Origin of the sequence: Gilliamella sp. wkB108, assembly GCF_001690195.1 — a bacterium.
Classification (GTDB): Bacteria; Pseudomonadota; Gammaproteobacteria; order Enterobacterales; family Orbaceae; genus Gilliamella; species Gilliamella apicola_L.
In genome coordinates, this window is sequence record NZ_LZGM01000007.1 from 20,739 (window position 1) to 35,568 (window position 14,830).

Below are 14,830 nucleotides of genomic sequence, written 5' to 3' on the forward strand. Positions count from 1 at the left end.
ATTAATAACCTAAAGGATTATCACTATGAAAATTGAAAAATTGATTGAACTTGCCAAAACCGCGCGTTCCAAAGCCTATGTTCCTTATTCTAAATTTCAGGTAGGTGCTGTTTTAATTACCGAAGATGATGAAGCTATTTTAGGCTGTAATATTGAAAATGCCTCTTATGGATTAGCAAATTGTGCAGAAAGAACGGCCATTTTTAAAGCAGTTTCAGAAGGTAAACGTAAATTTAAAAAACTGGTGGTAATTGGTGATACCGAAGGACCTATTTCACCATGTGGAGCATGTCGCCAAGTGATAAGTGAGTTTTGTGCTAAAGACATGCCGGTTATCTTGACTAATTTAAATGGCAAAATACAAGAAACAACAGTTGGTGAGTTGTTACCTTGGTCTTTTTCACCGAGTGATTTAGATTAATTGACGGCACGAACCAACAGTAAACTAGAAACATAAACCAATACAACCAGTTAAGTTACTTATGTTATCTATATGATAAATAACGTATATCACAATTGGCAAAACGGTATTTTAATAATTTATATATAATTTTAGCTATATATAGACAAAAGAGATTAATTTTAAGAGAGAATTATAATGAGATTTGTAGATATTATTGAAAAAAAACGCGACGGAAAAGCCTTATCAACAGAAGAAATTCAATTTTTTATTACCAACTACACCAATGGCACTATTCCTGATTATCAAGTAAGTGCTTTACTTATGGCTATCTATTTCCAAGGCATGACCTCAAAAGAGTGTGCTGACTTAACGCAAGCAATGATGTACTCAGGTGATACCGTTGATTTATCATCGATCAAAGGCATCAAAGTTGATAAACATTCAACTGGCGGCGTTGGTGATACCACTACTTTAGTTCTTGCACCATTAGTTGCTGCTTTAGATATTCCTGTTGCTAAAATGTCAGGACGTGGTCTTGGGCATACTGGCGGTACCAATGATAAATTTGAGTCAATTCCAGGATTTAAAATTGAGTTAGATAAACAAGATTTTATTAATCAAGTTAATCAAAAAGGTGTCGCTGTAATTGGTCAATCAGGTAACTTAACACCTGCGGATAAAAAGCTATACTCCTTACGTGATGTAACCGGTTCGGTTAACTCAATTCCATTAATCGCCAGCTCAATTATGAGCAAAAAATTAGCTGCTGGTGCTGACGCAATTGTTTTAGATGTCAAAACGGGCGACGGTGCATTAATGAAAAATATGGCTGACTCTGAAAAACTTGCTCATGAAATGGTGAACATTGGTAATCAAATTGGCCGAAGAACGATGGCAATCATCTCCGATATGTCCCAACCTCTTGGATTTGCTATTGGTAATGCGTTAGAAGTTAAAGAAGCAATTGATACATTAAGAGGTCAAGGTCCGGCTGATTTAACCGAACTTGTATTAACCTTAGGTAGCCAAATGGTGGTACTTGCTAACAAAGCGAAAACACTTGATGAAGCCAGAGAAAAACTGCAAGCAGCTATTAAAAATGGACAAGCTATCGAAAAATTTAAAACGCTGATTGAGGCTCAAGGGGGAGATAGTTCCATTGTTGATCACCCTGAAAAACTTGCCAGCGCGCCTTATCAAATTGAATTACCTGCTCTGCAATCAGGTTATGTGACTAAAATCATAGCGGATCAAATCGGCATCGCAGCTATGCAACTAGGTGCTGGACGTGCAACCAAAGAAGACATCATAGATCCTGCTGTTGGTATTGTATTACATAAAAAAGTGGGGGATAAAGTCACTAAAGGTGAATCGCTATTAACTATTCATGCAAATAAAGATAAACTTGATGATATTAAACAAAAACTCTATGACAATATCATGATTGGAGAAAGTGCTAAACAACCTCAGCTTATTTATAAAGTAATCACTGAGTAGCAATTTAAGGATTTAGGAGACACCATGTATCATTTTAATCTTAAAAAGAATTTGTCATTGCTTGTTTGCTTGAGTCTATTTTCAGCTTCCTCAATAGCTGGAGTTTCAACCAAAAACTCAACTGCGACAGCTTGGGAAAAAAATAAACCCTACCAAATTACTATTTTACATACTAACGATCATCATGGTCGTTTTTGGCAAAATGATATTGGAGAATATGGACTTTCAGCACAAAAAACAGTTGTAGATCAAATTCGCCAAGAAGTCACCGCCCAAGGTGGCAAATTACTGTTACTATCCGGCGGAGATATTAATACTGGTGTTCCTGAATCCGATGTGTTACAAGCAAAACCCGATTTTATCGGAATGAGTGAAATCGGTTATGATGCAATGGCGGTAGGTAATCATGAATTTGATCATCCGCTACCCGTCATTCGTGAACAACAAAAATGGGCTACATTCCCTTTCTTATCAGCCAATACTTACTTCAAAGATAGTAATAATCGTGTCTTTGATGCTTATAGAGTATTTAATTTAAATGGCGTTAAGATAGCTGTTTTTGGTTTAACAACTGACGATACGATTTTTCTGGCTTCACCTAAAAATACCGATGGCATCGAGTTTCGTAAACCATTACCCGAAGCTGAAAAAGTGATAGCACAATTAAAAGCCAATGAAAACCCTGATGTGATCATTGCCGTTACCCATATGGGGCATTATGAAAATGGCGAACATGGTTCAATGGCGCCGGGTGATGTCGAATTAGCCCGAGGATTACCCGCGGGAGATTTAAATATGATAGTTGGTGGACATTCCCAAAATCCAGTTTGCATGGCAAGTTCCAATAAACGAATTACTGAATATGTACCGGGTACACCTTGTGCGCCGGATCAACAAAATGGAACTTGGATTGTTCAAGCGCATGAATGGGGTAAATATGTCGGTAGAGCCGATTTCATCTTTTTAAATGGAACGCTGACCTTACAAAATTACCAATTAATTCCAATCAATTTGAAAAAAGAAGTCGATAATGGTAATGGTACTAAGCGGTTAGAATATTACACCCAAGAGATCCCCCAAAATAAACAACTATTAGAGCATTTGAAACCTTACCAAGAGCAAGGTAAACAACAGTTACTGGTCAAAAGTGGAGAATTAACCGGTCGTCTTGAAGGTGATCGAAATGTTGTTAGATATCAACAAAGTAATATGGGGCAATTCTTGCTCAGTGCCTTTGTTGAAAAAACTAATGCCGATATTGGCATAATGTCAGGTGGAATGATTCGCGATTCTTTAATAGAGGGCAATATTACTTATCGCGATATATTAAAAGTCGAACCTTTTGGTAATAGTGTTGTCTATTTTGATTTAACTGGTGCGCAATTAATTGATTATTTAAATGTAGCTATAAGTAAAAAACCGGGTTCGGGTGCTTATGCACACTTTAAAAATCTCACCATAACCAAAGTTGGTGATAAAATAGCTGAAGTAAAAATTAATAATGAACCGCTCGATTTACAAAAGAGCTATCGCATAGCCACATTAGATTTTTTAGCTGCGGGAGGAGACGGATACCCAGTAACCAATACCTTATCAACTTATGTTGATACCGGTTATCGAGATGCAGATGCAGTTAAACAATATTTTGAGGCACACACGCCAATTAATGCATCTGAATATGAGCCAGTACCATTTATTTTCGATAATTAACGGTTTTAATTGTTAAAAAAGATTTAAGATTTTCCAAACATAAATGGAAACCAAGAGTGTAAAGCTCTGGATAAAAGAGATAAATTAAATCTATTTTTTATCTCTTTTTGTTTACAAACCTAATGAATTTAAGTTTAAAATAATTCATCGATATTTGCTGTTAGCACTGAGGTTATTATGAACATGACAGAATTTCAAAGCGATTGTTATAAAATCGTCACCGATCCCAATTTATCCCCTAAGCAAAAAGCCAATTTACTCGCCTTAGCCGCTGAAAATAATTTGCCTTATGTGGAGCTTGATAGCGACACAGAAAAAGCCTTAAATGAACGAGTCATTTGTGATATGTACGAAGGACATGCTCCCTACAAACCTCGTTATGTTTTACCCGATTATGCTAAATTGCTAAAACAGGGTTCTAAATGGTTAGAACTTAAGCCAGCGAAAACCTTTGATGATGCCATAAATATGCTGACGATTGCTTATCATCATGTTCCATCTGTCACAAGTATGCCCGTTTATTTAGGCTGTTTAGATGAATTATTACTCCCTTATGTTGGTGATCTTAGTGAAAATGAACTCTATGATCGCTTAAAACATTTTTGGATCATGCTCGATCGTAATTTACCTGATGCCTTTATGCATGCCAATATTGGACCGACAGATAACATTATTTGTCGATTAGTGTTACGCGTTGATAAAGAACTCAAGCAAGTAGCACCGAATTTAACATTTATATACGATGAAAATCTAACACCTGAACCTTTATTATCATTAGCCATTGGTAATATTTGTGAAACCGCTAAACCTCATATTGCCAATAATCAGATGATCAAAAAAGATTTTGATGATAAAGGCTATGGTGTAGTAAGTTGCTATAACTCTTTGCCTGTTGCTGGAGGCGGAAGCACGCTTTCTCGAATCAATCTAAAAGAAGTGGCACTACGAAGTAAAAATATTGATGATTTTTTACAAAACACTCTCCCCTATTATTGTCAGCTACAATTAAAGTTGATCCAAGCAAGATCTAACTTTCTCTATGAAAAATCTAACTTTTTTAATAGTAGTTTTTTGGTTAAAGAAGGATTAATTGATGCGAATCGATTCGCGCCAATGTTCGGGGTTTATGCCATGGCTGAAGCAGTCAATATTTTACAAGAAAAAACAAACCTTGCCGGACGTTATGGACAAGACGAAGATGCCAATGAACTTGCTTTAACCATTTCTAAGCAACTGGCTCAATTTGTTGATAACCATACAATTAAACATGCTTGGAAAGGTAAAGCTATGTTACATGCCCAATCAGGAATTAGCACCGATCGAGGAACCACGCCCGGATTGAGAATTCCTTATGGACATGAACCAGATCCAGTCAGTCATATTATGGCTTTATTCAAACATCATAAATATTATAGCTCTGGTATAAGCGACATCTTAACCATAGATCAAACTATCGTAAATAACCAATCAGCCTTGCAACAAATTTGTAAAGCGGCCTTCCAATATGGTTTTCGGGAATTCACTGCCAATATCAGCGGTAATGATCTGGTGCGTGTAACTGGTTATATGGTGAGATTATCAGATATTGCTAAATATAAACAAGAAGGTTCCCGAATTAATACGACCTTTTTAGGTAGTGAAGCAGCGGATGATACTGAAGGTAATAGCTATTTATGCCGAACACCGAGAGTAATTAGTCATGAGCAAGTCATGGGCAATCGTTAATAAGCTCTTACCTTTCTCTTGTGTTGACGGGCCGGGAAACCGTTTAGTTATTTTTTTACAAGGATGTAATTTTCGCTGTTTAAATTGCCATAATCCCTACACGATATCATTATGCCGAAATTGTGGACATTGTGTTGAGCAATGTCCTCATCAAGCATTACTTTTCCGAAATCATCAGGTGATCTGGCAATCATCAATTTGTGAACAGTGTGATACTTGTATTAATTCATGCCAATATCAATCAATACCAATGACTTACCAATATAGTGTTGATGATATTTTACAAACTATCCGCAAATACCTCCCCTTTCTTAATGGCATTACCTTTAGTGGTGGGGAAGCGACCTTACAGCTACCTTTTATTCAATCGCTATTTGACCAGATAAAACAATCTGATGATTTAAAGCATCTTACTTGTTTTATCGACAGCAACGGTTATTTATCGCAAAAAGGTTGGCAAAAAGTAGAAAACGTTATGGATGGGGCAATGATTGATCTTAAAGCATGGAATAGTAGTGTTCACAAAAAATTAACCGGACGCGACAATCAACGAGTTAAGGAAACCATTCAATATCTAGCCAAGGTTAACAAATTATACGAAGTTAGATTTTTACTTATTCCCCAGCAAACCGATCTACAAAACAATGCTGAAAATATCGCTAAATTTTTGATAGCGTTAGATCCTAAAATACGGATTCGTATCAATGCCTTTCATAATCATGGAGTTCACGGAGTGGCAAAACAGTGGCCAGCCGCGACTCAACAGCAAGTTGAGATTTTTGCCAATGAATTAAAACAGTATGGTTTACAGCAGATAACCACACCAACTATTTATCTATAATCTATAACCTATAATCTCTAAATCCTCTTAAAAATTTAACCGCTTGCATTTTGCGATTTTAGTTCACTTTATGACATCACTCCAAAAACAATCGCTACACCTATAAATTAACTCATTGTTATTAAATTAATAATTTTGTAATTATTGTTTTTTATCAAATAATCAATTGTAAATGATTATCATTTAGTTTAAACTGCGCAAGATTTAATCAAATTGAGAGGGGCTAAAATGTCTATATCGCCATTAAAATTTAGTAAGATTTCAGCATTAATAGTACTAGCCATATTTGTTAATCCTGCTGTTGCAGAAGAAACAGTAGATGATTCAGCAAATAATACCGATACCATATATGTGGAAGGTAAAACTGAATATGCCACAGGCCGAGTCAAAGGTATTGTAGCAACACGAAGTATGTTAGCGACGAAAAGTGATATTCCATTAATTAAAACACCTCAATCGGTTTCTGTCATTACGCGCGATCAAATGGATCTGCAAAATGCCGCATCAGTTTCGCAAGCGTTGCGTTATACACCCGGTGTATTTACCGAATATCGTGGTGATTCAAATAGAGCGGATGAAGTAAGAGTTAGAGGTTTTGGTTATGCGTCACGTTATTTAGATGGGCTTAATTACTCTGGAACATTAAACTCTCGTAATGTCGCTCTAAATCCTTGGTTACTTGAACGGGTTGAAGTAATCAAAGGACCATCATCAGCATTATATGGTCAATCCTCTCCTGCAGGGTTAATTGGGATGACCAGTAAACGCCCAACAGCTGAAACGATTCGTCATGTACAAGTTCGCGCTGGTAACCAACGTTTACGTGAAGCGGCGTTCGATTTTGGTGGGGCTATAACCGATAATGTATTATTCCGCCTAAATGGTATTGGTACAGAACGTGATGCCCAACCTAAATTTGTGCGAGAAGAAAGTATTGCTATTGCTCCAGCACTAACTTGGATGCCATCAGAAAATACTACTTTTACCTTATTAACTAACTATCAAAAAGATCCTGATGCAAACGAACGTAACTTCTTACCTAAACGTGGCACTGTTGATAAAAGTCATGGTAAAATCCCCTATGATTTTGCCGTTAGTGATCCTAATTTCTTTGACTCTTGGCGTGAACAATATTCTGTAGGGTATGCTTTGGATCATGATTTTAATGATAATCTCACCTTCAGGCAAAATTTACGCTACACTAAAAATACTCAACGATTTAAATATATGTTATACACTTATGATGATAAGTCTAATACTAGCATCCACCGTAGACCACAAACAGAACATATTAATAACAAAGAATTAACTATGGATAATCGTCTTGAATCATTATTTGATACTGGTATAGTGACACATAATGCTACTTTAGGCTTCGATTATAAATGGAATCGCGATGATTCTCAGTTAAATCGCATTGATCCCGAGCATAGAGATTACGTTATTGACTGGAAACACCCGCGTTATCATATTTCTGTTCCTAAAGCTGGCGATAAATTTACAGCTCAAAATGATAATTTACAAGCATTAAAACAAATTGGCATTTATCTACAAGATCAACTTGAAATAGATAAATGGAATATTTTATTAGCCGGACGTTATGATAAATCAAAAGTAAATATCAAAAATCGTCTTGCAACTGGTAAAGATAAACGAACAGCAATTGACGATAATGCTTTTACTACACGTGTAGGGATATTATACGCTTTCGATAATGGTATATCGCCATATGTTAGTTACAGTACTTCATTCCAACCTAATGCTAGTCTTGATATTAATAAGAAAGCATTTAAACCATCTAAATCAGCTCAAATTGAAACTGGGATAAAATATCAAATTCCAAATAGTAAAACCTTATTAACTGCAGCCATATATCATCTGAATGAAAAAGATGTGTTAACCTATGATAGTTCTGTTGGAAAATATGGGTGGAATGTACAAACAGGTAAAGTACGTTCTCAAGGCTTTGAATTTGAAGCACATTCTGAATTAACACCTAATATAGACTTAATAGCTTCTTATAGTTATGCTGATACTGAATACAAAAAAACAACAGTAGTTGGTCTAAAAGGAAATCCTATTGAGCAGACACCTAAGCATCAAGTATCTTTATGGGGTGATTATAAATTTATCGATGGCGCACTGAATGGATTATCCAGTGGTTTTGGTATACGTCATACGGGTAGTTCTAGTGGCTTTGAAAATAATAATAGTCATAGATATCGTTTTGCCGTATCTTCCTATACATTATATGACTGGACTTTGCGCTATGATTTATCTGCTAAAATGCCAAGTATGAAAGGATTATCTTTGCAAGTTAATGCTAATAATTTATTTAACAAACATTATGTTTCCTCATGTGCAGGTGAATCAGCATGTTTCTATGGGGTAGAACGTCAATTTTCAGCTGTTTTAAATTATGATTGGTAAGGGTTCATTTGGCAAAATAAAGCAATTTTGTTTATATGGAGTTGCTTTATTGGCATTACCGCTTTGCGGTAATGCCGATCAATCTTGTGCATCACTTGCTACAGGAGAGATGATGACAAACCAATACTTGGACGAAAGCGGATCGTTTTGTTTGCAACTTTATTTTAATCAGGGCGATTTAATTCAAGGTAAGTTTGATTCACTGGATAATTTAGATCTCTATACAATCCAACATGAACACTTACGTCAATTGAGTGGTAATGGTAATGAATTCCTTTTTACGGTACCAAAAAGTGATAATTATCAATTTGTTGCTAAAGGAAAACCCAAACAACCTTTTGAGCTAATTTGGCAAAGCACACCTCCCGGTATACCTAAAGCTTATACGCTAATTAGTCCGGAACTAATTAAACTAGAGCAATCACTATCAACGAATAAAGATACATCGATTTTTTGGCAAAAAATCGCTAAGCAAGGTACTCCGTTAATCGAACCTTATGACGAAAATAATGTGATAATGACATTTTTATGGCGTGGGCAACTGCAAAATATCAAAATATTCGGCTCGCCAACAGGTGATCACGATGATCTATACCATTTAGCTAATAGTGATGTCTGGTTTCGTAGTTACATCGTACCTAAAACAACTCGCTACAGTTACCAACTTGCACCTAATATCCCAATTACAGCGAAACCATTATCCGAACAAAGGCGTTCTATTGTGGCTACTGCACAGCAAGATCCACTTAATCCACATTTTTATCCGCTAAATAGTAGCGATAAATTTCATCGTCAATCTTATGTAGAATTAGCCGATGCAAAAGTACAATTTGGTATTAAACCTGAAGCTAGTTCACCTAAAGGCAAGTTAACTGAGCATCGTTTTAATAGCCATATTTTAAATAATGAAAGAGATATTACTATCTATTGGCCGGCAAATAGCCAAGCGTTACCACCGGCTGAGTTAAATTTAGTCATTCTATTTGATAGTAAACAATATCAACAAAAAACAGCTATTATCACGATCATGGATAATTTGATCGCTCACAAAAAAATTGCGCCTACTATTATGGTGATGATTGATACCTTAGATAGTGAAACCCGATCACAAGAATTACCCCCCTACTCAACTAAGCTGGCTGATATGCTGGTAACAGAATTTTTACCTTGGTTAAAGCAAAACCATATTGAGGTTAAACCAAATCACACCGTAATTGCTGGCTCTAGTTTCGGTGGACTTGCCTCATCGTATATTGCGTTTTTATATCCACAATATTTCCCCAATGTCTTAAGTTTGTCAGGTTCGTTTGGGTGGGCGCCTAAAAATCATACCGGTGAATGGCTCAGTGAACAATTTGCGCAACAATCAACTAAACCAATTAAATTCTACCTAAATGCAGGTTTATTTGAAGGCAACTTACTAACCAGTAATCGTCATTTTAGTAATATTTTGAGAGCCAAAGGCTATACCTTCTTTTATCATGAAACTGCGAGCGGACACGATTACTTACATTGGCAAGGCGAATTGGCTGAAGGATTACAATATTTATTAAATACAGATGATTAATATACATTAAACGGCATTAAACTTAATCACATAATATGGTTCCGTTACTCTTAATTAACGGAACCATATTTGTTACTTATTAATCAGTTATAATTTCTATTTATTTTTGTTAAACGCTGCTGCAAATGCATTACCCATTGCACTATTGAATGGGGAATTACGTTCACTTTGTTGCTTAGATGAAGCTTCTTTTCCGTTACCGTTTGATGAAAATTTATTTTGCCCTGATTTCGTAGCTGTAACGTTATCATCAAGTCGCATCGTTAATGCGATACGTTTTCGTGCAATATCCACTTCTACAACTTTAACTTTAACAATATCTCCAGCTTTTACTACTGTTCTTGGATCGTCTACAAATTTATCTGATAAGGCTGATATATGCACTAAACCATCTTGATGTACACCAATATCAACAAATGCACCAAAGTTTGTCACATTGGTCACCGCCCCTTCCATGATCATACCAACTTTTAAATCTTCCATTGTTTCGATATTATCAGCAAACTGCGCAGTTTTAAATTCAGGTCTTGGATCACGACCTGGTTTATCGAGTTCTTTGATAATATCGGTCACGGTTGGTACCCCGAAATGTTCATCAACATAATCTACAGCATTAAGTGATTTTAAATAGGTAGTATCACCTAAAATCTCTTTTAATGATTTATGATTTTTTGCCAGTATTCGTTCAACAACAGGATAAGCTTCTGGATGTACAGCTGAAGCATCAAGTGGATTTTTTCCATCCATAATACGTAAAAATCCAGCACATTGTTCAAAAGCCTTAGGGCCTAAACGAGAGACTTTTAATAATTGTTTACGATCCGCAAATTGTCCATTTTCATTACGCCAATCAACAATATTTTGAGCAATGACTTTATTCAGTCCTGCAATCCGGGCTAATAACATCATAGAGGCGGTATTTAGATTTACACCAACGGCATTTACACCGTCTTCTACTACCGCATCGAGCTTTTTAGCCAATAAGGTTTGGCTTACATCGTGTTGATATTGACCTACACCTATCGATTTAGGATCGATTTTAACTAATTCCGCAAGTGGATCTTGTAGACGACGAGCAATAGATACGGCACCACGAATCGACACGTCAAGATCTGGAAATTCTTGTGCTGCCAGCTCAGATGCTGAATAAACCGATGCACCAGCTTCACTAACAATTACTTTTTGCCCTTTTACCTCAGGGTATTTTTTTTGTACATCCAGATAAAAACGTTCAGTTTCCCTTGAAGCAGTACCATTACCAATTGCCACTAATTCCACTTGGTATTTGATACAAAGTGCTGCCACAATCATTGCTGCTTTATCAGCTTGACCGGTATGAGGATAGATAGTTTCAGTCGCGACTAATTTACCTGTTGCATCGACCACCGCAATTTTGACACCTGTGCGTAAGCCGGGATCCATACCCATAGTCACTTTCATACCTGCTGGTGCAGCCATTAACATATCATGTAAATTGGCAGCGAAAACATCTATTGCTTCTTGTTCGGCATTTTCTCGCAATGTGGTCATTAATTCGGTTTCCATGTGCATTAAAATCTTAATTCTCCATGTCCAATTAATCACCGCTTTTCGCCACTTATCAGCGGGTGCATCATTAAAATGTATACCCAAATATTCGGTTATAATCTGTTCGCAATAACTTTCTTTTGGAACTTCATCATATTGAGGATCTGCATTTAATGAAAGTTGTAAAATGCCTTCGTTACGTCCTCGAAACATAGCTAAAGCACGATGAGAAGGTACTTTAGCAATTAACTCACTTTGGGCAAAATAATCACGGAATTTAGCACCTTCTTCTTCTTTACCATTAATAACTTGCGAGACTAAGTGGGCATTATTCCAAAGGTAATGACGAATTTTAGCAAGCAAGCCTGCATCTTCAGCAAAACGTTCCATTAAAATATAACGCGCACTATCTAAGGCTGTTTTAGTATCGGTGATCCCTTTGTCTGCATTTAAATATTTTTCAGCTTCACTTTCAGGATCTAAAGTAGGATTTTGCCATAAATCATCAGCAAGTGGTTCAAGACCTGCTTCAATGGCAATTTGTCCGCGTGTTCGACGTTTAGGTTTATAAGGTAAATAGAGATCTTCAAGTTCGGTTTTACTAAGTGTGGAGATGATACTATTTTTTAATTCTGGGGTTAGTTTCCCTTGTTCTTCAATCGATTTTAAGATTGTTTGTTTGCGATCTTCCAATTCTCGCAAATAACTTAAACGGCTATCAAGTGTCCGCAGTTGTGTATCATCTAATGCGCCGGTTACCTCTTTTCGATAACGCGCAATAAAAGGAACTGTACTACCTTCATCTAATAACTGAATTGCAGCTAATACTTGTTCTGGTTTTACGGTTAATTCACCCGCTATAATTTGGCTAATTTGATTGTTTATCATGAATTTTTTGTCTATTTTTAAGCAGGACGTAATTATATACCTATCTGGTTTGCGGTTGCAATTAAGCTCTATTTACAATCTGACAAATTAAAAAATAAATCTTATCGGGCAACTATCTTTAAGTAAATTTATTAACTTTTTTGGGAAAAATCGAAAATAAAGGCCTATTCACTGAGTTACAGAATAAAGTAAAGATTATCAATGTTACTATTAGTCACCCGGTTTGATGCTCTGTTGATGCTAAACAAAAATCTTAGATAGCAATTGTGTTAAAAGCGAGAATAAACCATACTAAGCGCCTAGGTGATCATTTAAGATATGAATTAAGCAAATGGATAAACCAATTTACATAACCAGAGAAGGCTATTTAGCACTTGATCGTGAACTGAAATATCTATGGAAAGAAGAACGACCCCGCGTAACTCAAGCAGTATCAGATGCTGCGGCTCTTGGCGATCGTAGTGAAAATGCCGAATATATTTACGGTAAGCGTCGTTTGCGCGAAATTGATAGGCGAGTACGTTTTTTAACTAAACGACTAGAATCACTCACCATTGTCGATCCCGATCCAAGACAAGAAGGCAAAGTATTTTTTGGGGCATGGGTTAAACTCGAAGATGAAAATGGTAACTTGCAGGTTTATCGTATTGTTGGTGCCGATGAATTTGATCCCAAGAAAAATTGGATATCAATCAATAGTCCTGTAGCCAGAGCTTTAATTGGACATAAAATTGATGATGAAATCTCCGTTATGACCCCAAATGGAAAAACATTTTATTCCATTATCGAAATAACTTATCAACCATTAAAATCATAGTGGTATTAAAAAATAGTGCGACTTTATATTTAAACGTATAGCTAACCTGAAACTTCTTGACAGGATTATATTATAATTTAACTCATTTAAGATGATGCACTTAGTACTTGAATTCAAGCTATAAAAGCCATTAAGCTTAATGGCTTTAGGTTATGCCATACATAACCTCATTGCTTAATTGGCTCACTAAATAATATATTCCATTATCGAAATAACTTATCAACCATTAAAATCATAGTGGTATTAAAAAATAGTGCGACTTTATATTTAAACGTATAGCTAACCTGAAACTTCTTGACAGGATTATATTATAATTTAACTCATTTAAGATGATACGCTTAGTACTTGAATTCAAGCTATAAAAGCCATTAAGCTTAATGGCTTTAGGTTATGTATGGCATAACCTAATTGCTTAATTTACTCACTAAATAATATATTCCATTATCGAAATAACTTATCAACCATTAAAATCATAGTGGTATTAAAAAATAGTGCGACTTTATATTTAAACGTATAGCTAACCTGAAACTTCTTTACAGAATTATATTATAATTTAACTCATTTAAGATGATGCATCTTAGTACTTGAATTCAAGCTATAAAAGCCATTAAGCTTAATGGCTTTAGGTTATGCCATACATAACCTCATTGCTTAATTTACTCACTAAATAATATATTCCATTACCGAAATAACTTATCAACCATTAAAATCATAGTGGTATTAAAAAATAGTGTAGCTTTATATTTAAACATATAGCTAACCTGAAACTTCTTGACAGGATTATATTATAATTTAACTCATTTAAGATGATGCACTTAGTACTTGAATTCAAGCTATAAAACCCATTAAGCTTAATGGGTTTAGGTTATGTATGGCATAACCTCATTGCTTAATTTACTCACTAAATAATAATTGCTCAAATTCAGACTCTGTTTTGATATTAACCAGATTGTCTAATCGATTTTCCTCTTCTAACCAAGTGATCAGATCTGTAATCGCTTCCAAGTGTCTATCATTATCACCTGCTGCTAACATAATCAACAAAGATACAGATTCACCTTCCGGAAAAGTAACCGGATTTTTACATTTCAATAATGAAAATTTAGTTTCCATACTCAGCACACCATTTTCCGATCTGCTATGAGGAAGAGCAAAGCCGTCGGCAATAATAAAATAAGCGCCTATTTGATTGACATTATCAATAATCGAAGTGATATATCTTTGTTCAATATATTTACTATCAATTAGAGGTTTTCCAACCAATTCAATCGCCGTTTTCCAATCTAAAGTTTGTTCTGTAAATTGCCAATGCTGTTCAAAAATAGGATGTACATATTTAGACATACTTAAATAAACCTTTAAATTTTAATTAAAATCATTCCATGTTTAATTTATCAATTTCGCTATCAGTGCATGGATAACCTA

Annotated in this window: 10 protein-coding genes; 8 read left to right on the forward strand and 2 right to left on the reverse strand. The window is 35.5% G+C overall.

The window, feature by feature from the left end; translation table 11 throughout:
• The first annotated feature begins 25 nt into the window (after nt 1–25).
• The 7 genes from A9G11_RS00255 (at nt 26) to A9G11_RS00285 (ending at nt 10,173) form a co-directional block, all read left to right on the forward strand.
• Nucleotides 26–421, forward strand: coding sequence for a cytidine deaminase (locus tag A9G11_RS00255; protein WP_065617537.1), 396 nt, complete (start codon nt 26–28; stop codon nt 419–421).
• Nucleotides 422–598: 177 nt separating this feature from the next.
• A complete protein-coding gene (locus tag A9G11_RS00260) occupies nt 599–1,900 on the forward strand; it encodes a pyrimidine-nucleoside phosphorylase (protein ID WP_065617538.1) in 1,302 nt (433 codons plus the stop codon).
• A gap of 24 nt (nt 1,901–1,924) precedes the next feature.
• Nucleotides 1,925–3,610 (forward strand): bifunctional UDP-sugar hydrolase/5'-nucleotidase UshA, encoded by a 1,686-nt coding sequence (gene ushA, locus A9G11_RS00265; RefSeq protein WP_065617539.1) that lies wholly within the window; start codon nt 1,925–1,927, stop codon nt 3,608–3,610.
• A 177-nt stretch (nt 3,611–3,787) separates the two neighbouring features.
• Nucleotides 3,788–5,335: a YjjI family glycine radical enzyme gene (locus A9G11_RS00270; protein WP_141674306.1), complete on the forward strand. Its 1,548-nt coding sequence runs from the start codon at nt 3,788–3,790 to the stop codon at nt 5,333–5,335.
• Nucleotides 5,310–6,176 carry a YjjW family glycine radical enzyme activase gene (locus tag A9G11_RS00275; protein ID WP_065617541.1) on the forward strand — a complete coding sequence of 289 codons (867 nt, stop codon included), beginning with the start codon at nt 5,310–5,312 and terminating at the stop codon, nt 6,174–6,176. The genes A9G11_RS00270 and A9G11_RS00275 overlap by 26 nt, the downstream gene beginning before the upstream one ends.
• A gap of 228 nt (nt 6,177–6,404) precedes the next feature.
• Nucleotides 6,405–8,606, forward strand: coding sequence for a TonB-dependent siderophore receptor (locus A9G11_RS00280; protein WP_065617542.1), 2,202 nt, complete (start codon nt 6,405–6,407; stop codon nt 8,604–8,606).
• A complete protein-coding gene (locus tag A9G11_RS00285) occupies nt 8,596–10,173 on the forward strand; it encodes an alpha/beta hydrolase-fold protein (protein ID WP_065617543.1) in 1,578 nt (525 codons plus the stop codon). The genes A9G11_RS00280 and A9G11_RS00285 overlap by 11 nt, the downstream gene beginning before the upstream one ends.
• Before the next feature lie 96 nt (nt 10,174–10,269).
• Here A9G11_RS00285 and A9G11_RS00290 read toward each other — a convergent pair whose 3' ends face one another.
• Nucleotides 10,270–12,588 carry a Tex family protein gene (locus A9G11_RS00290; RefSeq protein ID WP_065617544.1) on the reverse strand — a complete coding sequence of 773 codons (2,319 nt, stop codon included), beginning with the start codon at nt 12,586–12,588 and terminating at the stop codon, nt 10,270–10,272.
• Between the two features lie 331 nt (nt 12,589–12,919).
• Between A9G11_RS00290 and greB the strand changes: the two genes are divergently transcribed.
• Nucleotides 12,920–13,405, forward strand: coding sequence for a transcription elongation factor GreB (greB, locus tag A9G11_RS00295; protein ID WP_065617545.1), 486 nt, complete (start codon nt 12,920–12,922; stop codon nt 13,403–13,405).
• Nucleotides 13,406–14,299: 894 nt separating this feature from the next.
• On the opposite strand, the gene A9G11_RS00300 is transcribed toward greB, so the two are convergent.
• On the reverse strand, nt 14,300–14,749 hold the full coding sequence (locus A9G11_RS00300) for a PTS sugar transporter subunit IIA (RefSeq protein ID WP_065617546.1): 450 nt from the start codon (nt 14,747–14,749) through the stop codon (nt 14,300–14,302).
• Nucleotides 14,750–14,830 lie beyond the last annotated feature (81 nt).